Here is a 24,776-nt window from a genome sequence, read left to right as displayed (position 1 = left end):
AATTGCCGAGCGGGAAATACCGCAAGTCATGTAAACTATTGCAATTTATTCAAAAATAGCCTGTATGCGCGCAAAATACGGGTTATCCGGGTCGCAACGAGATAACCGGAGCTGACATGGACGAACGCGAGGACCAGTTTTCCGCACCCGATGCCGACCGTAGCGTCAGCGACCTTTCGCGCGAAAATCTGCAACTGAAGGCACGTATAGCAGAGCTGGAACGCCTGACTGCGATGGACACGCTGACCCCGCTGTTCAATCGCCGGTATCTGATGCAGGAACTCGATCGCTGGTGCTGGCGCGCGCATCGATATGGCGGAACCTTTGGCCTGCTCTATCTCGATGTCGACCGGCTGAAATCGGTGAATGATACCCACGGCCATGCTGCGGGTGATGCCGTACTGTGCGGCATCGCAGAGGCGTTGGGCAGCGCAACCCGCAAATCGGATGTGATTGCGCGCATTGGGGGCGATGAATTTGCGATCCTGCTCGATTCGATCACTGCGGAAAAGCTGCGCGAAAAAACCGCTTCGCTGCGCCGCCATCTGACGGCCTTTCCGGTCAAGACCGCAGGACCCGTTCTAAAGGTCAATGTATCTGTCGGCCATTGCCTAATCGAGGGAAATTCCCGTGCGAGTGAGGTAATGATTGAAGCCGACAAGTCGATGTACGCCGACAAGCGCTCCAAATATGGCGAGGCGGCTGGTTAGACCTTAACGCTCCGACAGGTAATAGCGGTCGGTCGCGTTGAGCGCGTCATCGAGTTCGTAGACGATGGGCTGGCCAGTCGGAATTTCCAGGCCGGTAATTTCCGTATCCGAGATGCCCGAAAGATGCTTGACGAGCGCACGCAGGCTGTTGCCATGTGCCGAGATCAGCACAGTCTTGCCCGCCTTCAATTCGGGCGCGATCACGCCCTCCCAATAAGGCAGCACGCGCGCGATCGTATCCTTCAGGCTTTCGGTATTGGGAATGGCGATCCCGGCGTAGCGCGGGTCCTTCGACAGGTCATAAGGCGAATCCGCCTCGAGCGGCGGTGGCGGGATATCAAAGCTGCGGCGCCAGATATGCACCTGCTCATCACCATGCTTCGCAGCGGTTTCGGCTTTGTCGAGGCCGGTCAAGCCGCCATAATGGCGTTCATTCAAGTGCCAGTCCTTGGTAACTGGCAGCCACAACCGGCCCATCGCTTCGAGCGCGAGATTGAGCGTCTTGATCGCGCGGGTCTGTACGCTGGTGAAGCAGGTATCGGGGGCAATGCCCTTTGCCTTCATCAGTTCACCCGCCGCCCAAGCCTCGGCCGCGCCCTTTTCGGTGACATCGACATCCCACCAGCCGGTGAAGCGGTTTTCGAGATTCCATTGCGACTGGCCGTGGCGGATGAGGATGAGCTTGGGCATGGGAGTGTCCTTTGGTCTTGGTTTGCGCGGCCTTTAGCGGGGAGGTTGCCTTTGTGCAATTGGCGCTAAAGCGCCAGTGTCATGAAGCGGCTGAACGGGTCTTCCGTATAATCGGCAAAGGGCCCGCAATATTCAAATCCATAGCGCTGATAGAGCGCATGCGCCGGATCGAAGGCCGGGGTCGAACCTGTTTCCAGACTCAGCCGCTGATATCCCCGTTCGCGTGCCGTGGCGATAATATGCTCAAGCATCGCCGCCGCCGCACCCTTGCGCAGTTGCGCGCTGTGCGTGCGCATCGATTTGACTTCGCCGTGCGCCGGGTCGATTTCCTTCACCGCCCCTCAGCCCATCAATTCGGTCTCATTCCAGATCGACCAGAATGTAACCCCAGGTCCCTTCAACCCGTCGAAATCGAGGAAATGGCAACTCTCCTCGGGTGAGTTGGCGAGCATTCCGGCAAAATGCTCCTCGAGCAGCGCGCGGATCTCAGGTCCGGAAAGGTCGTCTTCGATGATGTGCATCGGCACGCTTCAAACCATCTCCGCCAGCGTTGCCAGGCATTCGCGCGCGAGCAGCTTGCATCGTTCAGGTGACCAGCCTTGCTCTGGATCGTTGGCGTCGACCGTGTCCTTGAACGGCATTTCAAGCGTCATCGAAACACAGCCATGTGATGGGCCAAAGCGTTCGGCGAGCTGGTTGGTCGACATGGTCAGGTTCGCCTTGCCGAGGCCGGAAATGGCATAACCTAGCTTGGTCTGGAAATCGGGGGTGCGTTCGGCGAGGCGATTGATGAAGCGGGTGTACCGCTGGCCTTGCGATTCGCTCCAGCTTGGGATGCCTTCAAACCCGGCCATGAAGGCGGCGGGGATGGCTTCATCGCCATGCACGTCCATCGCCCAATGCACGCCGGTTTCGTCCATAGCGTTCCGGATCGCGAGCACTTCGGGGCTGCGTTCGGCGCTGGGCTCGGCCCATTCGCGGTTCAGGTTCACACCCAAGAAATTGGTGCGCAAATGGCCCCTACGCGATCCATCCGGGTTGCAATTGGGCACGACATGGATGCGGCATTTTTCGAGCAATTTGCGCGTGTGCGGGTCACTGGGGTCGGTCAGCATGTCCAATGCGCCTTCCATCCACCATTCGGCCATGCTCTCGCCCGGATGCTGGCGCGCGTAGAGCCAGACCTGCGTATCGCCGGTACCCATTTCGAGGCAGTCGATTGATTGGCCCTCCAGGCTGGTGCCGAGGCAGCGATAGTCGACGCCTTCGATGCCCGCAGTTTCAGAGACGAGATCGTGGTGCCGCTCCATCGAATAAGGTGCGAAATAGGCGAACCAGGCAAGGCCCGAAACGCTGGTGTAGCGGATGGTAAGCGTGCCACCGTCTTCGGCCTTGTCGTAACTGGTTTCGGCACGCCCCCAATAGTCACGGTCCTCCGAAACACAGGCGCGGTAATCAGGCCAGCCGCCGGGATAGGCGCTTTTTTCAAGGCCGGTGATCTTGAGGACGAACTCCTTGCCCGCCTCTGCAACCACCCGGAAGTGGAACCATTGGAAGAAGTCCGAATCCTTGTCCTTGCGAATGGTGAGCTTGGCGGTGGCGCCATTGATCGACTCGACGACGATATTGCCGCTGTCGAATGCGGCATTGATGCTGTGAATGGTCATGAACCGGTTCTAGGCCGGGAGAGCTTTGCGGACAAGCTTGGCCAGACTGATTTATTTGACTCAGGGAACGGTTACCGTCTCGCCACTGGTTCCGGGAAAGTCCTTGAACAGAGACTCAGCCAGTTTGGACGAAGCTATACCCGGTTGCGCAGCAGGCGAATTCAGCGCGCCACGCTGCACAGCGCGGCCCTCCCAGATCACCAGATTGTCGGTTGTGCGAACGATGCGCACATTCAAAGTCGTCTCGATGCCGCGCTGATCGCCCAACGCGTTGAGGTTGAGGCCAACGCCAACGCCAACCCCCGAACCATAGCTGCCGGTTGATCCTCCGACACCCACCGAAACCGGGTTCCGGTCGTTGCCGTTGAACTGCACGCGCTGCACCGATACTTCGGCAATCACGTCGCTGCCGTCCAAGGCCTTTGAGTAACCGACCCGCTCCATTTCGCGCTGTACCGCTGCTAGATAGGGTGAAAGGGCAAGGCTGTCGCCGTTGGTGGCGGTGACAGCAAAACTTCCAGTGCCGTATACAATGCCCTCGGCTACGCGGTTGAAACGCGTGACCTCAACCGGGCCGGTCGGTATCATGCAGGCGCTCAGCGTCAGCGGCAGCAGGATCAGCGAAGCATAACGGGTAAGGTTCATGGCCAAACCCTATCTGCTTCGTCCGAAAGCCGCAATGGTGCTTGACTTTGCGCCGACTCCCCCATAGAGGCGCGCCTTCAAATCCGGCCATTGGCCCCATGTTTTAACGGAAAAGTCCGATGAAGATCGTCAATTCTCTGAAGTCCCTCAAGGGCCGTCACCGCGATAACCGCGTGATTCGTCGCCGCGGTCGCACCTATGTGATCAACAAGACCAACCGTCGCTTCAAGGCCCGCCAGGGCTGATTCGCCGGATTGGCAGGCGTGCCTCGCATGCCAGCAGCAACCGCCCCGGAAAATCCGCGGGCGGTTTTTTGCGTTTGAGTGTCGGGAAACAGCATGACTTCGATTCGCGCAGTGGTTTTTGATGTCGGCCGGGTGCTGGTGCAGTGGGATTTGCGCCACCTGTTCGAAAAACTGATCAGCGATGAAGCCGAACTTGACTGGTTCCTGCAAAATGTCGTCACCCCTGAATGGCATTTCCAGCATGATGCAGGCCGTCCGCTTGCTGAAATGGTTCCCGAACGGCAGGCCGAGTATCCCGCTTATGCCAGTCAAATCGAAGCCTATGCGACGCGTTTCAACGAGACGATTCCGGGGCCGGTGCCGGGGTCTTACGAAATATTGGAAGAATTGGCGGCGCGCGGGGTGCCCTTGTTCGCCATCACCAATTTCGGCGCGGAATTCTGGGCCGCATTTCGCCCGACCCAGCCGGTTTTCGACCATTTCCGCGACGTCGTTGTCTCAGGCGAGGAAAAGCTGCTGAAGCCTGATCCGGCCATCTACCGCCTCGCGCTCGACCGTTTTGGATTGGCCGAGGGCGAGGGGCTTTTCATCGACGATAGCCTGCCCAATGTAGAGGGTGCGCGCAGTAACGGTTTCCACGCCCACCATTTCGTCGATGCCCCGACGTTGCGGGCCGAGTTGGTGGCGCTGGGGCTGCTCACGTAAAAAAGCGGGTTTGGCCTACTTCCCTTAGCGCGCAAGCTGTGCTTAAGGCCCTTTCGACTCCGCCATCGAAAGGACGCTTTTTCCATGAATATCCATGAGTATCAGGCCAAGGAACTGCTTGCGAAATTTGGCGTCGCCGTGCCCAAGGGCATTCCGGCGATGACCGTGGAGGAAGCCGTGGCTGCCGCGAAACAGCTTCCCGGGCCGCTCTATGTGGTAAAGGCACAGATCCATGCCGGTGGCCGTGGCAAGGGCAAGTTCAAGGAATTGGGTCCCGATGCAAAGGGCGGCGTCCGCCTCGCCAAGAGCCTTGAGGAAGTCGAAGCGCATGCCAAGGACATGCTCGGCAACACGCTGGTGACCATCCAGACCGGTGCCGAAGGCAAGCAGGTCAACCGCCTCTACATCACCGATGGCGTCGATATCGGCAAGGAATTCTATCTCGCGCTCCTCGTCGACCGTGCAACCAGCCGCATCGCGGTTGTCGCCTCGACCGAAGGCGGGATGGACATCGAAACCGTGGCGCACGACACGCCTGAAAAGATCCACACCATCACCATCGATCCGGCCACCGGCCTGATGCCGCACCATGGCCGCAGTGTCGCTGCTGCGCTTGGCCTCAAAGGCGATCTCGCCAAGCAGTGCCAGAAGATCCTCGCAGGCCTGTATGAAGCCTTCCTCGGCACCGACGCCAGCCAGATCGAAATCAACCCGCTCGCCATCTGCCCGACCCCGGAAGGTGACAAGCTGTACGTTCTCGACGCCAAGGTCGGCTTCGATTCCAACGCGATGTTCCGTCACAAGGACCTTGCCGAACTGCGCGACCTGACCGAGGAAGACCCGGCAGAAGTCGAGGCCAGCGAATATGACCTCGCCTACATCAAGCTCGACGGCAATATCGGCTGCATGGTCAACGGCGCAGGCCTTGCCATGGCAACGATGGACATCATCAAGCTCAACGGCGAATTCCCGGCGAACTTCCTCGACGTCGGTGGCGGCGCGAACAAGGAAAAGGTCACCGCTGCTTTCAAGATCATCCTGAAAGACCCGGCGGTGAAGGGCATCCTCGTCAACATCTTTGGCGGCATCATGAAGTGCGACATCATCGCCGAGGGCATCGTTGCCGCGGCGAAGGAAGTGAACCTTTCGGTTCCGCTCGTCGTCCGCCTCGAAGGCACCAATGTCCAGCAGGGCAAGGATATCCTTGCGAACAGCGGCCTTCCGATCGTTCCCGCCAACGATCTGGGCGATGCCGCGAAGAAGATCGTCGCCGAGGTACGCGCGGCCTGATCGCCTGCACCGAAGCAGTCATGCTGAACTTGTTTCAGCATCCATCTGTCAGCCTCACCCTATGCTTGCGAGGCGAAATGGACCCTGAACCAAGTTCAGGGTGACGCATCAGGAAGTGAAGTCTTGTGCTTGACGTTAACGTAAACGTCATGCATAGGGCGCCAGTTTTTGGGGCTATCCTGCCCCGTAAGTTGAGTCGGTTTGGAAAGGGAGAGACCCATGAAGATCCTCGTCCCCGTGAAACGGGTGATCGACTATAATGTGAAACCCCGCGTAAAGCCGGATGGCACGGGTGTGGATCTGTCGAACGTCAAAATGTCGATGAACCCCTTCGACGAAATCGCTGTCGAAGAAGCGATCCGTCTGAAGGAAAAGGGCGCGGCGACCGAAATCGTTGCAGTCTCGATCGGCCCCGACAAGGCGCAGGAAACGCTGCGCACCGCGCTCGCCATGGGTGCGGACCGTGCGATCCTCGTGGTTGCCGAAGATGTCGAACCCTTGGGCGTTGCCAAGATCCTCGCCAAGATCGTTGAAGAAGAGGCCCCCGGCCTTGTGATCCTCGGCAAGCAGGCGATTGACGACGATTCGAACCAGACCGGCCAGATGCTGGCTGCGCTCACAGGCCGTCCGCAGGGCACCTTCGCTTCTAAGGTCGAAGTCAAGGGCGATGCAGTTGAAGTGACCCGCGAAGTCGATGGCGGGCTTGAAACCGTCAGCCTTAAGACCCCGGCGATTGTAACCACCGACCTTCGCCTGAACGAGCCGCGCTATGCATCGCTGCCGAACATCATGAAGGCGAAGTCCAAGCCGCTCGCGCAGAAGACCCCCGCCGATTATGGCGTCGATGTCAGCCCGCGCCTGAAGACGCTCAAGGTCGCTGAACCGCCGGTGCGCAGCGCCGGTATCAAGGTTGCAGATGTTGATGCGCTTGTTGCCAAGCTCAAGGAAATGGGAGTCGCATGATGAAGACGCTCGTTTATGTCGAACATGACAATGCCTCGATGAAGGATGCGACGCTGGCCGTCGTAACCGCAGCTTCGCAGCTTGGCGAAGTCCATGCACTGGTCGCTGGCCACAATTGCGGTGCGGTTGCCGACGCGGCTGCCAAGATTGCAGGCGTTTCCAAGGTGCACGTCGCTGACAATACCGCTTATGCAAACCAGCTCGCCGAAAATGTCGCGCCGCTGGTGGCAGAGCTGATGGGTCATCACGATGCCGTGCTGTTCCCCGCAACCGCGCATGGCAAAAACATTGCCCCGCGCGTTGCTGCCCAGCTCGACGTGATGCAGATCAGCGACATCCTGTCGGTCGAAAGTGCCGATACCTTTACCCGCCCGATCTATGCCGGTAACGCGATTGCAACCGTGCAGTCGTCGGATGCGAAAAAGGTGATCACCGTTCGCGGCACCGCCTTTGCCAAGGCTGATGCCAGCGGCGGCAGCGCTGCTGTCGAAGCGGTTTCGGGCCCCGGCGATGCGGGCACCTCCAGCTTTGTCGGTGCGGAAATCGTGAAGCTCGAGCGCCCCGAACTGACCAGCGCCAAGATCATCGTTTCGGGTGGTCGCGCGCTCAAGGACGGACCGACCTTTGAAGCCACCATCTTCCCGCTGGCAGACAAGCTGGGCGCCGCCGTTGGTGCTTCGCGCGCTGCTGTTGACGCTGGTTATGTGCCCAACGACTATCAGGTCGGCCAGACCGGCAAGATCGTTGCGCCGGAAGTCTATATTGCGGTCGGTATCTCCGGCGCGATCCAGCACTTGGCGGGCATGAAGGATTCCAAGACGATCATCGCGATCAACAAGGATGAAGACGCCCCGATCTTCCAGGTCGCGGACATCGGCCTTGTCGGCGATCTCTTCAATGTCGTGCCGGAACTTACCGGCAAGCTCTGAGGGAAAAACATAAATGGCGAGCCGATCAGGAACATCAGGGTCGGACAGCGCAACCAATCATGCCGGGGCTGAACGCTCCGGCATTTTTGTTGATCTGTCGGAGGATGCACGGACTGACGAAAGCCGCGCCCTCACACTGGCGGGAGTAGCCCGCGATTCGCGACTTGATCGCAAATTTCTGATCCTCATTGCGCTTGCTTCTGCAATTGCGACGCTAGGCCTGCTGCAAAGTTCGACCGCCGTGGTGATTGGCGCGATGCTCGTATCGCCCCTGATGGGACCGATCATGGGGGTCGGCTTTGGTCTTGCCACAATAGAAACCGGCCTAATCCGACGCGCACTGGTGACGCTGGCGGCGGGCATGTTCATCGCGATCGTCGTTGCGATGCTGATCATCCTCATATCGCCGATACAGGATGTGACTCCTGAATTGCGCGCGCGGACACAGCCGACACTGATGGATCTGGGTGTGGCTGTTGTCGGCGGGATTGCGGGTGCAATCGCCGTCATTCGCAACTTGAGCGGCGTAATGGTGGGTGTGTCAATTGCCACCGCTCTGGTTCCCCCGCTGGCGACGGTCGCGTTCGGCATTGTCACAGGGCGCGCCGATTTCGTGACCGGGGCGGCCTTGCTGTTCCTGACAAATACGCTTGCAATCGCATTTGCGGCAACGATCGTTGCCCGGATCAACCGTTTCGGGCCATCGCTGACACCGCAGCATACCGCGATGCAATTGGCAGGAATTTTGGCGGTGCTTGGCGTCTTGTCGATCCCACTCGCCATATCGCTCGACAATATCGGGCGAGAAATCCGGGCACGGGCGATTGTCCAGTCTGAATTGTCGAGCTTGCTCCAGCCTCGCGATCGGGTCGAAAACCTAAATGTTGTCGTCAATGGCGAGGAAGTCGGCGTGGAAGGTGTGATCCTTGTCGATAGATTTACACCTTCTCTTGGCGACAAACTGGCCGCCAGCGCCACCCGCCGCCTTGATCGAAAGGTGCTGGTCGATTTGGCGCAGGTCAAACGCCAGACGAACGCGGCTGAAGAATATGAAGACCAACTGAACCGGCGGGTAAGCGCGCTGGAACAACGCGATGCGGATGTGGAAGCATTGCTTTCCGCCTTGACTGTAGGCGGGCTGATCGGTCGCGAAGAATTGCTGATCGATGTCCAGGCCAAACGCGTCCTCATTTTGCGTGATCGCGATGCTGAAGCGGAGGAAGTCGGCGAAGCCAGGGATCGGATCATTACCGAAACCCGAATCCGCTATCCAGGGTGGTTGCTGAGAGAAGGGATGCTTGATCAACCCTGAAGCCGATAGGTCGCGCCTGTTCTAAGGGTTGATAGCGTCTGCAGCATTAGTTATCCCAACCTTGATTGTGTGGGAGTGATTATGCGGGCATTTGTTTTGTTGGCGGTTGCTGCTTCGTCGGCGTTGATGACGAATCCGGTGCAGGCTGCGCCTGAGCCGTTGAAACTGGCCCCGACGTCGAAATGGCATGTCGACTATGCCGACGAACGCTGCCGCCTTGCACGTGAGTTCGGCGAAGGCACTTCTAAGACCACATTGTTTTTGGACAAATATGGCCCGGGCGAAAGCTTTCGCATGGTGGTTGCCGGAGGTCCGGTCAAAACTGACGTGGCACAGGCCGATTTAGCCGTGCGTTTCGGCCCTACCGAACAGGCACAGCCATTGTTCTTCCTAAATGGCAATCTTGGCGAATCCAGCGCGCTGGTGTTTGGCGGGGAAATCCGCATAGCCGGCCCCAATCCGTCAGAGGCGGCCGCAATCAAGGCGAAGAGGCACGGCGATCCCTGGATTGAACTCGCACCGATCGCGCCGGAACGCTATTCCGCAGTCCGGTATTTGGAGTTTGGCAAGCCGCTGCGCAAAGCAGTGCAACTCGAAACCGGGTCATTGAAATCCGCCTTTGCTGCACTCGACAAATGCGTCGATGATCTGGTTGCGAGTTGGGGCGTTGACATTGAAAAGCACAAGACATTGTCGCGTAACGCGACACCGACGGACAATCCGGGAAAATGGGTGGTTTCGTCTGACTATCCGATAAAGATGCTACAAGCCGGGCAGCCCGCCTTTGTCGATTTCCGTTTGAGCGTCGGTGCTGATGGCAAACCAAGCGGATGCAAAATCCAGGCAACAACGCGCCCAAAGGAATTTGACGATGCGGTTTGCCAATCGCTGATGCGCCGCGCCTCCTTCCTGCCGGCGCTTGATGCTTCAGGCCAGCCGATTGCGTCTTGGTGGCGCAGCCGAGTGCGGTTCCAGTTGCCAGGTTAAGCAGGCTTGCCGGGCAGCCAAGCTGCAGCTAACCAGCCTGGATGGCACTTGTAACAACAGAAATCGAAGATGGCATCGCCATCGTCACCCTCAACCGCCCAGAGGCGATGAATGCCTTGTCACGGGCGCTGCGCAGCGAATTGGCCAAAGCGATGCGAGCTGTGGATGCTGATGACAGCGTCCGCTGCGTCATCCTGACTGGTGCCGGTGAACGCGCCTTCACCGCAGGCCTCGACCTCAAAGAATTAGGGTCGGACACCAGCAATCTGGGCGCGGCGAATGCCGAAAGCGCCGATGAAAATCCGGTCAAGGCAATCGAGATTTGCCGCAAGCCGGTTATCGGTGCGATCAATGGCGTTGCCATCACCGGGGGGTTCGAGGTCGCGATTGCCTGCGACATCCTGATTGCCTCCACCAACGCCCGCTTTGCCGATACGCATGCCCGCGTCGGCATCATGCCCGGATGGGGGCTCTCCCAAAAACTGTCGCGCACGATCGGCATTTCGCGCGCCAAGCAATTGTCTTTCAGCGGCAACTTCCTTGACGCTGAAACCGCCTGCGCTTGGGGGCTGGTCAATTCCGTCGTGCCTGCCAATGAATTGATGACACACGCCAAGGCGTTGGCGCGCGACATAGCGTCGGTCGATCCGGCGATGGTGCAAACCTATAAGCGGATCATCGATGATGGCTATGCCTTGCCCTTTGGCGAAGCGATGGCGCATGAAGCGCGGGTTTCAACCGCCGCCAATCGCCGCGTCAGCGCCGATGAGGTCGAGGCGCGCCGCATGGCAGTTATCGAGCGCGGACGCACGCAGGGTTAGAAACCGGTCGAAACCGTAAGCGCCAATCCATCATCGGGGGCGGCGTTTCCGACCGCCCGTTTGCGCCAATCGAGCTGCAGGGTGAACTTGGTAAGGCGCGCTTCGATGTCGGCCGAAACGGTTGGCCCGATATCACCGCGAAACGCGCCTTGTTGCCCGCCGACCCAGGCGCCCGCCCCAATCCGTATCGGAATGCCAAGCGGCTTTGCCAAGGGATATTGTAGCCGCGCCTGCGCGTCGACAAAGGGGCTCGACTGCCCGCCCAGCGAATAGCCCGCCTGCCCATAGGCATCGAGCGCCAGCCTGCCGACCAGCGGTATCCGATCAACCCCGCCAGCGACATAGCCGACGAAGCTGTCGGGCGAATTCGCCCTGAAACGCCGCTCCAGCGAGAGCGAGAGTGGCACGTGGCGAGATGGGCGCCAACGCGTGCCTAGTGCGATCTCGCGCTGCTGCCCGTCGGGCGTGCCTGATCCGCGTAAAAGCAATGCCGGGCCATTGCCCGCGCTTCCGAATGGATCCCATGTGGCGATCATGCCGAACTGGCTTCCGCCATATTGCGCATTGGGTGCCAATGAAGCAGGCGCAGTGCCCTGCCTCCAAAATCCGTAACCATAAAGTTGCAGGCGTTTGATTTTGGCATCGACCGGCACAGGTCCGGCAGTCTCGTTGCCAACTGCGAAGCTATTTGAGGCGAAGTCGGGCATCGCCACCGTGCGGTCCAGTTCGACCAGGTTGAAATTGTCGGTGGGGTGCGGAAAGGCCGTATCCGCTCTTGGTCCTGCTGGCGCAGGGGCCAATGGCCATGTCCTGCCACGCACGGTATGTGGCGCCTGTGCCATTGGGCCGATTTGGACAACCTGTTGCGACGGCTCCCAAACAGGAAAAGGCGAGGGGCAAGCAACACTCGTTGGGGCAATGGCTTTGCTCGTTTCGTACATCGCCAGGCGGATCGGCGCATCGCCCGTCGACGGGCTGGGCGCGGCAGAGAGGCTGATGCTGCGCCCGATGATCCATCCGGCGATCAGCAGGCCGGGATAGATGATGGCGCGACCTTTGAATGCCGCCATGGCAAGCGATCCTTTCAGTCTGGAACTCGCGGCAATTGGAAAGGCGGGTCAGACGACGCTCAGCAAGGGGAGGAGCGGTCTTGCGGACCATGCTGCATTGATGCGTAGAGGATCAGCAACAGCGTCGGATAGGCAAGATACATCGTCATCAGCGCATAAGGTTCCGGCAGGATGTCTGCGAACAATGCGCGCTGCAAATGCACCAAGACGGCAACCAATTGCCACCCTGTGACCCAATAAGGCCAGAAGCGACGGCTGTTGAGCGCAAGCCACCAAAAACTCGCCAGCACCATCAGATCAACCAACAACAGCTGGACAATCAGCCCGCTCCAATTGGCGTTGAAGGCGGTGACAGTCGATGCAACCGATCCTGCAAGCGCCGTCACTGCGCCCCATTTTTCACTGCGTGCACCTTTCCAGAATGCGGCGGCCACGGTGGCGGCAAGGACAATATAATATATCAGTTTATGGTCCATTGGCCCTGCGCCCCGTGGTTTGGTTCAAATCAGCCTACGGCCACTGCTGCGTCGGTGTCGGCATCTCCGGCCAAATTCTGGTTATGTGGGGCAGGGACGTTGCGGCTGGCTGCGGGTGGCTTGTTGAGGCCCGCGCCAAACATCCGCGCGCCAAGGCCAACCTGCTTTTGGGTTTCGCCCAGGGCTTCATGCGCTTCGGCGATCATCTGGCGGACATGCCCGGCAGCGGCAACCGCCTGTGTCACCTTTGCGACCGCTTCCTGGCCGACAATTGCCGACATCCGGGTCTCGATCCGCGCGGTGGGCAAGGTTGCGGCAACACGAGCAAGTTTGACGATGGCTTCGTCGATGGCGAATTCGGCTTCGTGCAGTTCGGTGGTGATACGCTGGGCTGCGGCGATACGATCTTTGAGCATGCGATACTCCCTACAAGGCTGATGGTCGGGCTTCGACCGAAAGTGAGGCCCGGTCAGGAGAGCATCGCCCCCAAACCGAGCAGGACGGTGTAGAGGGCTGCGAATGCCATGATCGTTCCAAAGGCTATCAGTATCGGCCACAAGATCCGCTCCCTCTGGCCATGCGTGTTGAATGGCCGACCCTTGGTGGGAAACGGATAGCCGATGCTGAAAATGCCGGACTGCCGCTTTTCACTTTGGGCCTGATCCGTTTCTGCGGCTTGCGGCGGATATGCCAGTTCCGGGGGTTGGTATACCAACGGTTGGTATGCTGCAGGATCGCTGGCATCATGGACGATCCTTGCGGCCTCGATACGCGTTGAAACCCCCAATATCCGGATTGCGGCCTTTATGCGCGCATCCACCGTGTGGGGTGAAACGCCCATCAGCCGGGCAATCTCTTTCGAATTCTGGTGCGCATAAACATGCCGCAAGGTTTCCACCTGCGCAGCCGACAGTTTTTCTATCGTACTGACCCTGTTTTTGCCCACTGCTGGAAAATAGCCCAAATGGATGCCAGCGCACCACATAATATTGGCTGCAAATGTAACATTGCCGTGGCGATTGCCGAATCCGTGAAAATGGGCCATATCGGGCAGATGCTGATGATGAATCGAAACAAGCAGGCGAAGCTGCACTATATGGCCAATGGCTTCCGCATGCTTTCGAGCGGCGACCATGTTGTCTGTGCGGTTAGCGGCGAAAAAATCGACCTCGATGAACTCCGCTATTGGAGTGTGGCGAAGCAAGAGCCCTACGCTTCGGCTGAAATCTCGGTCCGCGCCGCCTTGTCGAAAGGCTGAAGGCCGGGTCGGATGGGTTTTTCGCGAAATTCGATGCTGCTGATCGGGCTTGCATCGATCGCCAGTTGCTCGGCAACCCCGCCACCCATTGCTGCATCAGCGCCGACTCACGCGACCACATCTACGCAGCCTGCAGCCGTCGTCTCGCAAAGCCCTGCTCCCGAAAGTGCGCGCAGCGATTTTTGGCTTGCTCGTGAGGCAGTGCAAGGCGCGGCCGTTATCGGGCGTGCGCCAGCAAATGCGGTTGGGGTCACTTTCAATGGTGCTGCCGTCCCGCTGACCCCTGACGGCTTTTTCCTGATCGGGTTCGATCGCGATGCCGAAAACAGCGCCAGCCTTGTCGCGGAATTTGCGGATGGCCGCCGTATCGAGCGATATCTCGCGGTCAAACCGGGTAATTGGGATATTCAGCATGTGAATGCCAACCCATTGGGCGGCGCAAAGACCAGCGCCGAATTCCAGGCGAGGCGTGGAGCGGAGCTTGCCCGTATCAACGGCGCCCGCGCCATCAAGGTTGCGAGTGATGGTTGGAGGCAGGATTTTATCTGGCCGCTGCAAGGACGCATTTCCGGGCCTTTCGGTGCCCAGCGTGTCTACAATGGCACCCCCGGCAGCTATCATAGCGGGCTCGACATTGCGATGCCCACCGGCACGCCCTTTGTTGCTCCGGCCGATGGCGTGGTGGTGCTCGCTGCCAAGGATCCCTTCACTCTCGAGGGGCATTTGCTGATGGTCGATCATGGCATGGGCCTCAACAGCGCCTTCCTCCATTGCTCCGAATTGCTGGTTGAGGAGGGTCAGACTGTCCGCCAGGGGCAAGTGATCGGTAAGGTTGGGGCGACGGGCCGGGCAAGTGGGCCGCACCTCCACTGGGGAATGAAATGGAATAGCGCGCGGGTCGATCCGCTTTCATTGTTGCCCGCTCGGCCCTGATTCGCACTCGATTGCACCCGGCCAGCCTGTGTTGCAAAATAGTGACAGGCCGCAATAAACACAGGACAAAGCGGACATTTTCTTTGCCCTACCCGGAATTTTGTTCCAACAAACAAAGCAATCTGGCGAATTCGTCAGCGGTTTTCCGCGGGGGTAATTTGCTAGAGAAGTTGAAATAGGCAGGCCGTTACTTCGTTATGCAGGAGCGTGCTTGCCCACTCTGGATAGGGGCTGGAAACGTGAAAAACACACGTATTAGCAAATTCAAATATGCGGCTGCGCCGCTAGCGCTTGGCATTGCGCTCATTTCCACAGCGTCGTTCGCGCAGGACGAAGCGGCTGAGGAAGTGGCAAGCGACGCCATCATCGTTACCGGTTCGCGCATCGCGCGTCCGAACATCGAGGCGGCAAGCCCGGTGACTGTGGTAAGTGCCGAGCAGGTCGAACTGACCGGTACCACCACCGTCGAAACGCTTCTCAACGAACTTCCGCAGGTCGTCCCTGGTAACACCCGCGTGTCGAACAACGCCGGTGGTGAGAACTTCTCCACCATTGACCTTCGTGGTCTTGGACCTGGCCGCACCCTGATCCTTTTGAATGGCGAGCGTCTTCCGGCCTCGACCACTACAGGTGTGACCGACGTTTCGCAGATTCCGACCGGTCTGATTGAGCGCATCGACGTTGTGACTGGTGGTGCTTCTGCCGTTTACGGTTCGGACGCTATTGCGGGCGTTGTCAACTTCATCCTTAAGAAGGATTTTGAGGGCGTTGAACTCGTTAGTCAGGTTGGGCAGTCTGAAGATGGCACCGGCTTTGGTTTCAACGTTTCGGGCCTAGTCGGCGGTAATTTTGCCGACGGCAAGGGTAACTTGACTGTTTATGGTTCGTTCACCGACCGCAGCTCGGTCAGCCAAGGCCGATATGGCTATAGCCGCGTCTCGGGTGCTCTCGTATTTGACCCCGCAGTTGATTCGGATGCCGGAACCGGTGGCCCGCTTCTGCTCGTTGACGATCCCTCTGAAATCCCTGCTGGCTACCTCGTGGCAGCTGGCGGTGGTTCGGCAACCGCTCCTTGGGCTTCGATTACGTCACTCGCTGGCAACCCGTTCCGCAACCTCAGCACCTTGCTGCCCGGAACCTTTGCTGGCGCGAATACAGACTGTAATGCTGCTACTGCTGGCGTAAACGTTAATGCTGGTACGCTGTCGTTCAACGACGCTGGTCAGCTCGCTCCGTATGCAAGTGGCGGCCAGTGCGCGGTTCCAATTCGTGCAAATGGATCGTCACGTTACAACTTCGCTCCGCAAAACTACCTCATCACGCCTTATGACCGCCTGACCCTCACGGCGACCGGTCGTTATGAGTTTAGCGACAAGACCCGTCTTGGCGTTTACACTTCGTTCACAAATGCCAACCAGCAGGTGAACCTGGCTCCTACGCCGGCGACCGGTATCGTTGTACCTGCAAACTCGCCGCTGATCCCTGCTGATCTGCGTATTGCGCTCAACAGCCGGGCTAATCCAGGCGGTGATTTCGTAATCAACCGTCGTTTCCAAGAAACCGGTCCTCGCGATGGCCGCTTCAAAACCAACGCGATCAACGTTCGCGCAATCGTTGATCATGACCTAAGCGATGCTTGGCAGCTGTCGGTCATCGGAAGCTTTGGTCGCGTCGATAACGCACTGCGTGGCATCGGCAACATCAATCGTACCGCTGTCGCTCAGGGTCTGCGTGGTTGCCCCGCTGGCTCGCTGCCGGGTTGCGTACCGCTCAACATCTTTGGCGCCAACACCCTGACGCCTGCGATGCTCAGTTTTGTCCGTATCGATACGCAACAGAGTGAATCGTTCGAACAGGCCCGCGTTGCTGCCAACATCACTGGATCGGTTGGCCAACTGCCTGGCGGTCCGATCGGTATCGCAGCTGGTGTCGAATATCGTAAGGATACCGGTGAAACTGTTGTTGACGACGCGCAGCGCACTGGCAATATTTACGGCTTTAACGCTGTGCAGGGTATTTCTGGTTCGATCAACGTTAAGGAGATCTACGGCGAAGTCCGTCTGCCTGTTCTCGACATCCTGTCGCTGGGTGCAGGCGCCCGTTATTCCGACTATTCGTCTGTAGGTGGCCTGTTTAACTGGAAGGCTGAAGCAGAGCTTACGCCGGTCGACTTCCTGAAGGTCCGTGCTTCTTACAACCGCGCGGCTCGAGCTCCGAACGTCTTCGAACTGTTCCAGAACGGTGACCAGGGCTTCCCGAGTTATGTTGACCCCTGCAATGACACTGCAGCACGTTCGGCTACAATTCTGGCAAACTGTCAGGCTTCGGCTCCAGGCTTCAACTTTGCCGGCTTCCAGCAGAACAACTCCCAGGTCCAGGCCTTCTCATTCGGAAACCCAAATCTTTCTGAAGAAAAGGCTGAAACTTGGACTGCTGGTGCGGTCCTCAGCTTCGACAACGTTGCTGGCGGTTCGCTGACCGCAACTGCAGACTATTACAACATCAAGTTGAGCAATCGCGTTGCTGGTCTGGGTGCAGGCTTCTTCATCAGCCAGTGCTTCGGTGCGGCTTCTGCAGACGCATGCTCGCGCATTGTTCGCAATAGTGGTACGGGTCAGATCGACAGCGTCAACACTACCGTCACTAACAGCGCTACACCGCTGAAGACGGCGGGCGTAGACGTCGGTCTTGACTGGTCGACCGAACTGTTTGGCGGCCGCTTCTCAATCAGCGATGTGTTCACATATGTCGATACTTACAAGATCGGTACGACCGAGTTCGCTGACACCGTTTTCTCCGGCATTGGCGGCGTGACCGTGAAGTATGCAAACACGTTGACCACTTCGTTTCGCAAGGATGGCATCACTGCCCAGGTGCGTTACGTTTGGAAGAAGGGTGGACGTCAGAACTTCCCGGGTGCAGAACTTGAAGGCTTCTGGCCAGATAGCGCTCGCATCCCCGATCTCAACCTTATCAACCTATCGCTTCGTGCACAGGTCAGCGATAAATTTGAGATCACGGGTATCGTGAATAATCTTCTCGACAAATATCCGCCGCAGACGCCAACCGGCTTTTTCGAGCAGTCGAACAGTAACATCAACTTCTATGATCCGTACGCGTTGGGCCGTAACTTCACAATACAGGCACGAGTCAAGTTCTAATCGAACCTAAAAATGCCAGAACGGGACGGCGGGGTTTTACCCCGCCGTTTTCGTTTGAGCACTAGAGGCAGGCAGGTTCTTTGCAAAGCTTGGCCGAAAGCAGCAAGGAGCACGGCCCGCGTCTGCTAGTCGCGACACAGCAATGGCTGGCTTGGCAAGCAATGCCAATTTCAGGCGTTAAACGGCACCATATCAAAGGCTGCAGTCAGTCGCATGTCAGTTCCGGAAAAGGGTATTGTGCCATGCCACATATAGGATGGAAATAGCGCCAAGGTTCCGGTCTTGGGGATTATAATCCTGCGAGGCGGATGGTTGAGTCCAAAGATTGCTGGGGGCTCCCCAAAACCAATACATCCTTCCCAATTTTCGGTCGCACCATCCATAATAGACGGCAGTTGCGCATAATAGGCAGAACTAATCCATCCCTGGCCGTGGAAATGCGGGATATGAAATCCGCCGGGTCTGAGCTTTACCGACCATGATCCAGAAAAGCGGATGCCAGTGCCTTTGCGCCGTAAAAACGGGTGGTCGCTCGCATCGGGAAACTGGCTGACCCATTTGTTTATCGCAATCGTCAGGGCTTGTTTCAAACAGGCTATCATAGGATCGCGCCGATCAAACAACGATCCTGACGTCTGCGTACCGTTCCGGAGTGACTGGTCACCTGGTTCATATTGTGTCTGATGCAATGAAGCCAAAGTTTCGGCTACAGCATAAGCGAATCCGACGGAACTGTCGAACCCGTCCGCCTCAACCTCAATCGGTTGGATCAGCCGCTCATAATCGCACAGCCAGAATTCGCGCTCGTCATCCAACATGCGCCACGCGGTTGCAAGATAGGCCCAAGCTGCCTGATTGAATGGTGTTTCATTCGTGAGAATGGAGGCCTGTTGTTCCGCCAATTGGCCGTCACCGGCTTTGATGGCAACTTGAACCAGAAACTCTCGGAAAGTTGCCGCGCCAGAATCGACAAGGTCCTTCAGCGGGCCCATTTGCCCTTCGGCATTGCCATGCATAGCGCGTGCGAAGTACTGAATGGCGCTTACTGCAGAATTGTTCGCCAAATAGGCCTGCGCCTCTGCCGCAATCTCGTCTACCTCTGCAAATCGACTATGTCCTAGCGCCGCGAACAGCCAACGCAACCAGCCGTCCGCTTCATATGGGCGCGACTTTGCATAGCTTGCCCAATGTCCAAATGGATTTTCGGGTCGTTCATACTCCACCAAAATGCGTGTCAATCCTTGCGAAGCCTCGTCATGATCCGGTGCCGCGGATAATATCTGTTGATAGCGAGCTATCGCACCATCGATGTCGCCACATTCCAATTCCGCCGCGGCGAGGCAACAATGTGTCGGGATATCGTTTAACCCGAGACGGATTGCTTGCTGAAACTCGGCACGCGCAGCTTCGAACTCGCCCGCCGCCATCAATGCAGCGCCGTGATTTTTCCGCGTCAGCGCGCGATTTGGTTCAGCCCTGATCGCCGCTTCAAAAACAGGTAATGCTGCAGGAATCTCGCTGTAATTTTTGAGCGCGAGGGCTTTGATCCCTAACAAGCGCGCATTGCCGGGAAATGTCTGCAGTCCGCTGTCCGCAATCTCAATTGCCAAGCCGAAATCGCCCGCGTCGTTCGCAGTCAGTGCGAAATTAATATACCCGTCCAGCGATTTTGGATCATGTTTGAGTAACGACCTGAAAGCGGCCAAGGCCTCGTCAAACTTCCCACTAGCCGCCAGGCTGTTGGCATAGATGTTCCAGACCCGAACGTCAGCCGGTGCAAGCCGACGGGCCGCAGCAAAACAACGTTCAGCCTCATCCGTTACATTGCCGGCCCGTGCAACAAATCCCATCAGCATCAAAGTATCCAGATGCCGAGGCGGTCGCGAATAGAGCGCATGCAACTCATATGAGGCTGCAGCAATATCCCCCGCATTGAACAGACGAGCAGCCGACGCAGCCCTAATTTGCCAGTCCGGCGGGGGTGTCAATATGCTGACCATTGGGCTGGCGATCAGTCGATCCGGCGTTTGATCCGGAAAGATGGCCGACCTTCTACCGAACCGACATAACTTCCCATTGCAGCCCGTTTGATCAGGATTTTATGACCTGCTTTAGGAGTAATACCAGGATAGCGATCTTCGGTCTGCGCCCAGACGGCACCATCCTCAAGCGTGAAAACATAACCGGTGGAACTGGTACGGACAGTCTTGATCACTGCCTCGATCTGCTTGATGACGTCTTCGTCTGTGTCGTCCTCGTCATCACCACCAAAAATGCCAAGGTCCGGCAGCGCCAAGCCGAAAAGGCCGCGGCGGCTCTTTTTCACTTCTTCCTTGTCGGCAATGTAGAGCTGCTTGTTCTGCTGGGCAGATTCCAGGGAGGCGACCTTGCTATCGTAACAGGCAAGACGTTCAGCATCGGCCTCTATCTTGCGGCAATCGACTACATCCTGGAAAATCTTTGGCGCAACTTTGGTTTCATCCTTGTCCTTTGCACCAGCGGGCACAGCGGCAAGGGCTAAGGCAAGAGTTGCAATGGAAACGGTGCGCAATCTCGACATGTCGATCTCCCTCTTTCGCGGAAGTTTATGCCAGCAGATTGCGCACTGCGTCAAACATTCACTTGGGCGACTTCACCGAGAATTTCAGTGCGCCATCTCCTTCCTCGATTGCCAAGGTAGACCCATCGGGGACTTCGCCCTTCAGGATCAAGTCGGCAAGCGGGTCCTGCAAATGACGCTGGATCGCGCGCTTCAGCGGGCGGGCACCATAGACAGGGTCATAGCCGACACGGCCGAGCCAACTGCGCGCGCCTTCGCTGAGGTCGAGCGTGATCTTGCGATCCTTGAGCAGTTTCTGCACGCGGCCGACCTGGATATCGACAATCGGTGCCATATGTTGCGCCGCCAGGCGGTGGAACAGGATGATTTCGTCTAACCGGTTCAGGAATTCGGGGCGGAAATGCGCGCGGACGACTTCCATCACCTGCGGTTCGGCCTTTTCGACATCCTCATCATCGCCCAATGCCGCCAAATACTGGCTGCCCAGGTTGGAGGTAAGGATGATCAGCGTATTCGAAAAATCGACCACGCGGCCTTGCCCGTCGGTCAAGCGGCCATCGTCGAGCACTTGCAACAGCACGTTGAAGACATTGCTGTGCGCTTTCTCAACCTCGTCGAACAGCACCACCTGATAGGGGCGACGGCGGACGGCTTCGGTGAGCACCCCGCCTTCGTCATAGCCGACATAGCCCGGAGGCGCACCGATCAGCCGCGATACGCTGTGCTTCTCCATGAATTCGCTCATGTCGATGCGCACCATCGCATTGTCATCGTCGAACAGATATTGCGCGAGCGCCTTGGTCAGCTCGGTCTTGCCGACGCCGGTGGGGCCTAGGAGGAGGAAGCTGCCGAGCGGACGGTTGGGGTCTTGCAAACCAGCGCGTGAACGGCGCACGGCCTTGGATACGGCCTCGACCGCATCCTTCTGCCCGATCACGCGCGCGCCAAGCCATTCCTCCATCTTGAGGAGCTTTTCGCGCTCGCCTTCCATCATCTTGTCGACGGGAATGCCGGTCCAGCGGCTGACCACCGAGGCGATGTCCTCGCTCGTCACTTCCTCACGCAGCATGGCGTTGCCGGCGGCAGCAATGGCATCGGCCAGTTGCTTCTCGAGGCCGGGGATAGTGCCATATTGCAGCTCACCCGCTTTGGCCAAATCGCCATTGCGTTGCGCCTGCTCCAACTCGATGCGGGCATGGTCGAGCGCTTCCTTGATCTTGGATTCGGCCGAAATCTTCTCCTTCTCCGCCATCCAGCGGGTGGTGAGCTCGGTCGACTGCTGTTCAAGATTGGCAAGGTCGGCTTCAAGCGTCGCCAGCCGGTCTTTCGAAGCCGCATCGCTTTCCTTCTTCAGCGCCTCGCGCTCGATCTGCAGCTGCATGATACGGCGGTCTAGATTCTCGATTTCCTCCGGCTTGGATTCGACCTCCATGCGCAGCCGCGATGCGGCCTCGTCCATCAGGTCGATCGCCTTGTCGGGCAGGAAGCGGTCCGAAATATAGCGGTGCGACAACGTCGCGGCACTCACCAGTGCGCCATCGGTGATGCGCACGCCATGGTGCAGCTCATATTTCTCTTTCAAGCCGCGCAGGATCGAGATCGTGTCCTCGACCGTCGGCTCGCCGACAAACACCGGCTGGAAACGCCGTTGCAGCGCCGGGTCCTTCTCGACATGCTTTTGATATTCATCGAGCGTGGTTGCGCCGATGCAGTGCAGTTCGCCGCGCGCCAAAGCCGGCTTCAGCAGGTTGGAGGCGTCCATCGCGCCCTCGCCTTTGCCTGCGCCAACCAGCGTGTGCATTTCGTCGATGAACAGGATGATGTCGCCCTCGCCCTGCTTCACTTCGTCGAGAACGCCTTTGAGGCGCTCTTCGAATTCGCCGCGATATTTGGCGCCCGCGATCAGTGCACCCATATCGAGCGACATCAGCTTGCGGTCCTTCAGGCTATCTGGAACGTCGCCATTGGCGATGCGAAGTGCCAGCCCCTCCGCAATTGCGGTCTTGCCTACGCCGGGCTCACCGATAAGCACCGGGTTATTCTTGGTGCGACGGGCAAGGATCTGCACGGTACGCCGGATTTCCTCGTCACGGCCTATGACCGGGTCTAGCTTACCTTCGCGCGCCACTTCGGTGAGGTCGCGGGCAAATTTCTTGAGCGCATCATATCGGTCTTCGGCGCCCGCAGTGTCGGCAGTGCGACCACCGGTCAGGTTCTTGATTGCAGCGTTGAGCGCATCGGGCTTTACCCCCGCAGCGGCCAGGGCCTTGCTCGCGGCAGTGTTGCCACCCAGCGATAGTGCCAGCAGGATGGCCTGCACGGTGACAAAGCTGTCACCCGCCTTTTGCGCGACCTGTTCGGCTGCATCGAGCACGCGGACACAATCATTGTCGAGGCCGGGGGTCTGCTGTGCGCCGCCGCCTGTTACCGCAGGAACGCGGGCCAGCGCGGCGTCGGTTTCGCGCAGCGCAGTGGCCGCGTCGCCGCCTGCGGCCTTGATCAGACCCGATGCCATACCCTGTTCGTCTTCGAGCAGTGCTTTCAGGATATGCTCGGGCGAAATCCGCTGATGGTTCATGCGGATCGCAACGGTCTGGGCCGACTGCAGGAAGCCCTTCGCGCGGTCGGTAAATTTCTCGAGATTCATGTGCCTCGTCCCTTGTGTCTCAGCGCTTCCCCAAAACCAATTTAGGAAGCCTCACGCAAAGATGTAATGTTGCATTTTTGCAACACAAGGGACGAGGGGTCGATTTTTTCTCAACGTTTCCAGTTGCGAACAAACTCGTCCAAGATGCGCACGCCCCAGCCCGATGCGCCTTTGGGGGTGACATCGTCGCTGCTGTCGGCCCAGTTAACCCCGGCGATATCGAGATGTGCCCAGGGTGTCGCCTCATCGACGAAGAAGCCGATAAAGGCCGCACCAAGGCTTGCGCCCGGGCGTCCGCCATCGGCCGAATTCTTGATGTCGGCGATATCGGACTTCATCGTTTTCGTGTGGTTGGGGTTGAGGGGCAATTGCCACACTTCTTCGCCAGTGGCCTTGCCCGCCGCTGTGATCTGCGCGGCCAATGCCGGATCGCGAGAGAACAGGCCTGCATAATCGCCACCCAAGGCATTGCCGACCGCGCCGGTCAGCGTGGCAATGTTCACCAGCGCCGCCGGTTTGTGGTTGGCGATGACATATTCATTGGCATCGGCAAGCACGAGGCGGCCTTCGGCGTCGGTGTTCATGATCTCAATCGTCTTGCCGCTATAGGTGCGCACGACATCGCCGGGGCGCTGGGCATTGCCGCCGGGCATATTTTCCGCAAGCGCGGCGACTGCCATGACGTTCACATTGGCGCGCGATTTGGCGAGCGAGAGAACTGCCCCCATGGTTGAGGCGGCACCCGCCATATCTGATTTCATTTCCCACATGCCCGAATTGGGCTTGATCGAGATGCCGCCGCTGTCGAAGGTAATGCCCTTGCCGACAAGGGCGACCGGCGCGCCATTGCCGCCACGATATTCGACCAGCATCAGGCGCGGCGGACGGCGAGAACCTTGGCCGACCCCCGCAAGGCTGCCCATGCCAAGGCGGCGCATAGCGGCTTCATCGAGAACTTCGATCTTCACGCCCGGAACGCCTGCAAAGGCTTCGCGCACCCGCGCAACAAAGCTGTCGGGGTAGATGACATTGGCGGGCTCGGTCGAAAGGTCGCGGGTCAGTGTCACTCCGTCGGCCAGCGCCGAACCGCGCGATTTCCATGCTGCCTCGGCACCCTTGGTATCGGACACGACAATGGTGGTCGATTGGGTGGAGGGCGTCGACTTGCCGACGGTTTTGTAGCGATCAAAGCGATATTGGCCGAGGCTATATCCAAGCGCGACGGCATTTGCCTCGTCGCTATTTGCAGCGCCCACGATGCTTATCGGATGGGCTTCGTCGCGCAGGTCCTGCGCCACACGGCCGCCTGCGCGACGCATGCGATCTGCGGCATCGCCATCCTTGCCGACACCGACCAGGTCGATACGTGCATGGCGACCAATGCCGCGCAGCACCAGTTTCGAACCATCCTTGCCTTCAAACTTCGCTGCCGAAATTGCTGCTTTCACCGACGCTTCGGCCGAATTGCCCAGCGCGGATTGCGGCAGGTTGGCATCGCGCATCAGGATGACGAGCACGCCATCATCATTGGCGCGGGATGCAAAGGCGATAGGCCGAACCTGGCTGTTGGCAATTGTAGAAGGCTCCACACCCGATCCAGCCTGACCATTTTGTGCCATGGCGGGCACACTGGCTGTGGCGAGGATGAGGGCGAACAGATGACGGCGCATAGGTGAACTTTCCTTTCCCTGAATCTTCTATATGCAA

Annotated in this window: 25 protein-coding genes; 12 read left to right on the top strand and 13 right to left on the bottom strand. The window is 58.5% G+C overall.

Annotation, left to right across the window (positions count from 1 at the left end; genetic code table 11):
* The first annotated feature begins 116 nt into the window (after positions 1-116).
* Positions 117-710 carry a GGDEF domain-containing protein gene (locus ACFSAG_RS03680; RefSeq protein WP_381511501.1) on the top strand — a complete coding sequence of 198 codons (594 nt, stop codon included), beginning with the start codon at positions 117-119 and terminating at the stop codon, positions 708-710.
* A 3-nt stretch (positions 711-713) separates the two neighbouring features.
* Here the strand turns inward: ACFSAG_RS03680 and gpmA are convergent, their stop codons facing one another.
* From gpmA to ACFSAG_RS03655, 5 genes are all read right to left on the bottom strand, one after another.
* Positions 714-1,400, bottom strand: coding sequence for a 2,3-diphosphoglycerate-dependent phosphoglycerate mutase (gpmA, locus tag ACFSAG_RS03675; RefSeq protein ID WP_381511499.1), 687 nt, complete (start codon positions 1,398-1,400; stop codon positions 714-716).
* A 65-nt stretch (positions 1,401-1,465) separates the two neighbouring features.
* Positions 1,466-1,735 carry a GNAT family N-acetyltransferase gene (locus ACFSAG_RS03670; protein ID WP_381511497.1) on the bottom strand — a complete coding sequence of 90 codons (270 nt, stop codon included), beginning with the start codon at positions 1,733-1,735 and terminating at the stop codon, positions 1,466-1,468.
* Between the two features lie 6 nt (positions 1,736-1,741).
* Positions 1,742-1,921 carry a hypothetical protein gene (locus ACFSAG_RS03665; protein ID WP_381511495.1) on the bottom strand — a complete coding sequence of 60 codons (180 nt, stop codon included), beginning with the start codon at positions 1,919-1,921 and terminating at the stop codon, positions 1,742-1,744.
* Between the two features lie 9 nt (positions 1,922-1,930).
* Positions 1,931-3,067, bottom strand: a complete 1,137-nt coding sequence (locus tag ACFSAG_RS03660; RefSeq protein WP_381511493.1) for a M14 family metallopeptidase — start codon at positions 3,065-3,067, stop codon at positions 1,931-1,933.
* Positions 3,068-3,127: 60 nt separating this feature from the next.
* Positions 3,128-3,712, bottom strand: a complete 585-nt coding sequence (locus ACFSAG_RS03655) for a DUF4136 domain-containing protein (RefSeq protein ID WP_381511491.1) — start codon at positions 3,710-3,712, stop codon at positions 3,128-3,130.
* A gap of 119 nt (positions 3,713-3,831) precedes the next feature.
* Here ACFSAG_RS03655 and ykgO point away from each other — a divergent pair, with 119 nt between their 5' ends.
* From ykgO to ACFSAG_RS03615, 8 genes are all read left to right on the top strand, one after another.
* Complete coding sequence (gene ykgO, locus ACFSAG_RS03650; protein ID WP_029724010.1) at positions 3,832-3,957, top strand: type B 50S ribosomal protein L36; 126 nt, start codon at positions 3,832-3,834, stop codon at positions 3,955-3,957.
* 93 nt (positions 3,958-4,050) lie between these two features.
* Positions 4,051-4,662 (top strand): HAD family hydrolase, encoded by a 612-nt coding sequence (locus ACFSAG_RS03645; protein ID WP_381511488.1) that lies wholly within the window; start codon positions 4,051-4,053, stop codon positions 4,660-4,662.
* A gap of 84 nt (positions 4,663-4,746) precedes the next feature.
* Positions 4,747-5,952 carry an ADP-forming succinate--CoA ligase subunit beta gene (gene sucC / locus ACFSAG_RS03640; RefSeq protein WP_381511486.1) on the top strand — a complete coding sequence of 402 codons (1,206 nt, stop codon included), beginning with the start codon at positions 4,747-4,749 and terminating at the stop codon, positions 5,950-5,952.
* A 219-nt stretch (positions 5,953-6,171) separates the two neighbouring features.
* Positions 6,172-6,915 carry an electron transfer flavoprotein subunit beta/FixA family protein gene (locus ACFSAG_RS03635; RefSeq protein ID WP_381511484.1) on the top strand — a complete coding sequence of 248 codons (744 nt, stop codon included), beginning with the start codon at positions 6,172-6,174 and terminating at the stop codon, positions 6,913-6,915.
* Positions 6,915-7,844: an electron transfer flavoprotein subunit alpha/FixB family protein gene (locus ACFSAG_RS03630; RefSeq protein WP_381512034.1), complete on the top strand. Its 930-nt coding sequence runs from the start codon at positions 6,915-6,917 to the stop codon at positions 7,842-7,844. Before ACFSAG_RS03635 ends, ACFSAG_RS03630 begins: the two co-directional genes overlap by 1 nt.
* A 13-nt stretch (positions 7,845-7,857) precedes the next feature.
* Positions 7,858-9,156, top strand: coding sequence for a DUF389 domain-containing protein (locus ACFSAG_RS03625; protein WP_381511482.1), 1,299 nt, complete (start codon positions 7,858-7,860; stop codon positions 9,154-9,156).
* An 81-nt stretch (positions 9,157-9,237) separates the two neighbouring features.
* Positions 9,238-10,143, top strand: a complete 906-nt coding sequence (locus ACFSAG_RS03620) for an energy transducer TonB (RefSeq protein WP_381511480.1) — start codon at positions 9,238-9,240, stop codon at positions 10,141-10,143.
* Positions 10,144-10,184: 41 nt separating this feature from the next.
* Complete coding sequence (locus ACFSAG_RS03615) at positions 10,185-10,964, top strand: enoyl-CoA hydratase (protein ID WP_381511478.1); 780 nt, start codon at positions 10,185-10,187, stop codon at positions 10,962-10,964.
* On the opposite strand, the gene ACFSAG_RS03610 is transcribed toward ACFSAG_RS03615, so the two are convergent.
* From ACFSAG_RS03610 to ACFSAG_RS03595, 4 genes are read right to left on the bottom strand one after another with little or no spacing between them, the layout of a single operon-like run.
* Positions 10,961-12,034, bottom strand: a complete 1,074-nt coding sequence (locus ACFSAG_RS03610) for a hypothetical protein (RefSeq protein ID WP_381511476.1) — start codon at positions 12,032-12,034, stop codon at positions 10,961-10,963. The genes ACFSAG_RS03615 and ACFSAG_RS03610 overlap by 4 nt on opposite strands.
* 59 nt (positions 12,035-12,093) lie before the next feature.
* A complete protein-coding gene (locus ACFSAG_RS03605) occupies positions 12,094-12,510 on the bottom strand; it encodes a hypothetical protein (RefSeq protein WP_381511474.1) in 417 nt (138 codons plus the stop codon).
* A 29-nt stretch (positions 12,511-12,539) separates the two neighbouring features.
* Entirely contained in the window at positions 12,540-12,926 is a 387-nt protein-coding gene (locus tag ACFSAG_RS03600) for a hypothetical protein (protein ID WP_381511472.1), read from the bottom strand.
* Positions 12,927-12,979: 53 nt separating this feature from the next.
* Positions 12,980-13,474 carry a response regulator transcription factor gene (locus ACFSAG_RS03595; RefSeq protein WP_381511470.1) on the bottom strand — a complete coding sequence of 165 codons (495 nt, stop codon included), beginning with the start codon at positions 13,472-13,474 and terminating at the stop codon, positions 12,980-12,982.
* A 90-nt stretch (positions 13,475-13,564) separates the two neighbouring features.
* Between ACFSAG_RS03595 and ACFSAG_RS03590 the strand changes: the two genes are divergently transcribed.
* The 3 genes from ACFSAG_RS03590 to ACFSAG_RS03580 all read left to right on the top strand — a co-directional run bounded on the left by ACFSAG_RS03590 (position 13,565) and on the right by ACFSAG_RS03580 (position 17,862).
* Positions 13,565-13,768: a DUF2093 domain-containing protein gene (locus ACFSAG_RS03590; RefSeq protein ID WP_374612587.1), complete on the top strand. Its 204-nt coding sequence runs from the start codon at positions 13,565-13,567 to the stop codon at positions 13,766-13,768.
* A 12-nt stretch (positions 13,769-13,780) separates the two neighbouring features.
* Positions 13,781-14,701 (top strand): M23 family metallopeptidase, encoded by a 921-nt coding sequence (locus ACFSAG_RS03585; protein WP_381511467.1) that lies wholly within the window; start codon positions 13,781-13,783, stop codon positions 14,699-14,701.
* Between the two features lie 239 nt (positions 14,702-14,940).
* Positions 14,941-17,862, top strand: a complete 2,922-nt coding sequence (locus ACFSAG_RS03580) for a TonB-dependent receptor plug domain-containing protein (RefSeq protein ID WP_381511465.1) — start codon at positions 14,941-14,943, stop codon at positions 17,860-17,862.
* Between the two features lie 170 nt (positions 17,863-18,032).
* On the opposite strand, the gene ACFSAG_RS03575 is transcribed toward ACFSAG_RS03580, so the two are convergent.
* The 4 genes from ACFSAG_RS03575 to ACFSAG_RS03560 form a co-directional block, all read right to left on the bottom strand.
* On the bottom strand, positions 18,033-19,718 hold the full coding sequence (locus ACFSAG_RS03575; RefSeq protein WP_381511462.1) for a 2OG-Fe(II) oxygenase family protein: 1,686 nt from the start codon (positions 19,716-19,718) through the stop codon (positions 18,033-18,035).
* Between the two features lie 155 nt (positions 19,719-19,873).
* Positions 19,874-20,422: a hypothetical protein gene (locus tag ACFSAG_RS03570; protein WP_381511461.1), complete on the bottom strand. Its 549-nt coding sequence runs from the start codon at positions 20,420-20,422 to the stop codon at positions 19,874-19,876.
* A 58-nt stretch (positions 20,423-20,480) separates the two neighbouring features.
* A complete protein-coding gene (clpB, locus tag ACFSAG_RS03565; RefSeq protein WP_381511459.1) occupies positions 20,481-23,069 on the bottom strand; it encodes an ATP-dependent chaperone ClpB in 2,589 nt (862 codons plus the stop codon).
* A 110-nt stretch (positions 23,070-23,179) separates the two neighbouring features.
* Entirely contained in the window at positions 23,180-24,739 is a 1,560-nt protein-coding gene (locus ACFSAG_RS03560; RefSeq protein ID WP_381511457.1) for a leucyl aminopeptidase, read from the bottom strand.
* Between the last annotated feature and the right edge of the window lie 37 nt (positions 24,740-24,776).

Source organism: Sphingorhabdus buctiana, assembly GCF_042680825.1.
GTDB lineage: Bacteria > Pseudomonadota > Alphaproteobacteria > Sphingomonadales > Sphingomonadaceae > Sphingorhabdus_B > Sphingorhabdus_B buctiana.
This window is presented reverse-complemented; position numbering and strand designations above follow the sequence as displayed.

Excerpts from the sequence above, each read along its gene's own strand:
- ACFSAG_RS03680 (WP_381511501.1), top strand. The coding sequence starts at position 117 with ATGGACGAACGCGAGGACCAGTTTTCCGCACCCGATGCCGACCGTAGC.
- gpmA (WP_381511499.1), bottom strand. The coding sequence starts at position 1,400 with ATGCCCAAGCTCATCCTCATCCGCCACGGCCAGTCGCAATGGAATCTC.
- ACFSAG_RS03665 (WP_381511495.1), bottom strand. The coding sequence starts at position 1,921 with ATGCACATCATCGAAGACGACCTTTCCGGACCTGAGATCCGCGCGCTG.
- ACFSAG_RS03660 (WP_381511493.1), bottom strand. The coding sequence starts at position 3,067 with ATGACCATTCACAGCATCAATGCCGCATTCGACAGCGGCAATATCGTC.
- ACFSAG_RS03655 (WP_381511491.1), bottom strand. The coding sequence starts at position 3,712 with ATGAACCTTACCCGTTATGCTTCGCTGATCCTGCTGCCGCTGACGCTG.
- ykgO (WP_029724010.1), top strand. The coding sequence starts at position 3,832 with ATGAAGATCGTCAATTCTCTGAAGTCCCTCAAGGGCCGTCACCGCGAT.
- ACFSAG_RS03645 (WP_381511488.1), top strand. The coding sequence starts at position 4,051 with ATGACTTCGATTCGCGCAGTGGTTTTTGATGTCGGCCGGGTGCTGGTG.
- sucC (WP_381511486.1), top strand. The coding sequence starts at position 4,747 with ATGAATATCCATGAGTATCAGGCCAAGGAACTGCTTGCGAAATTTGGC.
- ACFSAG_RS03635 (WP_381511484.1), top strand. The coding sequence starts at position 6,172 with ATGAAGATCCTCGTCCCCGTGAAACGGGTGATCGACTATAATGTGAAA.
- ACFSAG_RS03630 (WP_381512034.1), top strand. The coding sequence starts at position 6,915 with ATGAAGACGCTCGTTTATGTCGAACATGACAATGCCTCGATGAAGGAT.
- ACFSAG_RS03625 (WP_381511482.1), top strand. The coding sequence starts at position 7,858 with ATGGCGAGCCGATCAGGAACATCAGGGTCGGACAGCGCAACCAATCAT.
- ACFSAG_RS03620 (WP_381511480.1), top strand. The coding sequence starts at position 9,238 with ATGCGGGCATTTGTTTTGTTGGCGGTTGCTGCTTCGTCGGCGTTGATG.
- ACFSAG_RS03615 (WP_381511478.1), top strand. The coding sequence starts at position 10,185 with ATGGCACTTGTAACAACAGAAATCGAAGATGGCATCGCCATCGTCACC.
- ACFSAG_RS03610 (WP_381511476.1), bottom strand. The coding sequence starts at position 12,034 with ATGGCGGCATTCAAAGGTCGCGCCATCATCTATCCCGGCCTGCTGATC.
- ACFSAG_RS03605 (WP_381511474.1), bottom strand. The coding sequence starts at position 12,510 with ATGGACCATAAACTGATATATTATATTGTCCTTGCCGCCACCGTGGCC.
- ACFSAG_RS03600 (WP_381511472.1), bottom strand. The coding sequence starts at position 12,926 with ATGCTCAAAGATCGTATCGCCGCAGCCCAGCGTATCACCACCGAACTG.
- ACFSAG_RS03590 (WP_374612587.1), top strand. The coding sequence starts at position 13,565 with ATGCTGATGATGAATCGAAACAAGCAGGCGAAGCTGCACTATATGGCC.
- ACFSAG_RS03585 (WP_381511467.1), top strand. The coding sequence starts at position 13,781 with ATGGGTTTTTCGCGAAATTCGATGCTGCTGATCGGGCTTGCATCGATC.
- ACFSAG_RS03575 (WP_381511462.1), bottom strand. The coding sequence starts at position 19,718 with ATGCTGATGGGATTTGTTGCACGGGCCGGCAATGTAACGGATGAGGCT.
- ACFSAG_RS03570 (WP_381511461.1), bottom strand. The coding sequence starts at position 20,422 with ATGTCGAGATTGCGCACCGTTTCCATTGCAACTCTTGCCTTAGCCCTT.
- clpB (WP_381511459.1), bottom strand. The coding sequence starts at position 23,069 with ATGAATCTCGAGAAATTTACCGACCGCGCGAAGGGCTTCCTGCAGTCG.
- ACFSAG_RS03560 (WP_381511457.1), bottom strand. The coding sequence starts at position 24,739 with ATGCGCCGTCATCTGTTCGCCCTCATCCTCGCCACAGCCAGTGTGCCC.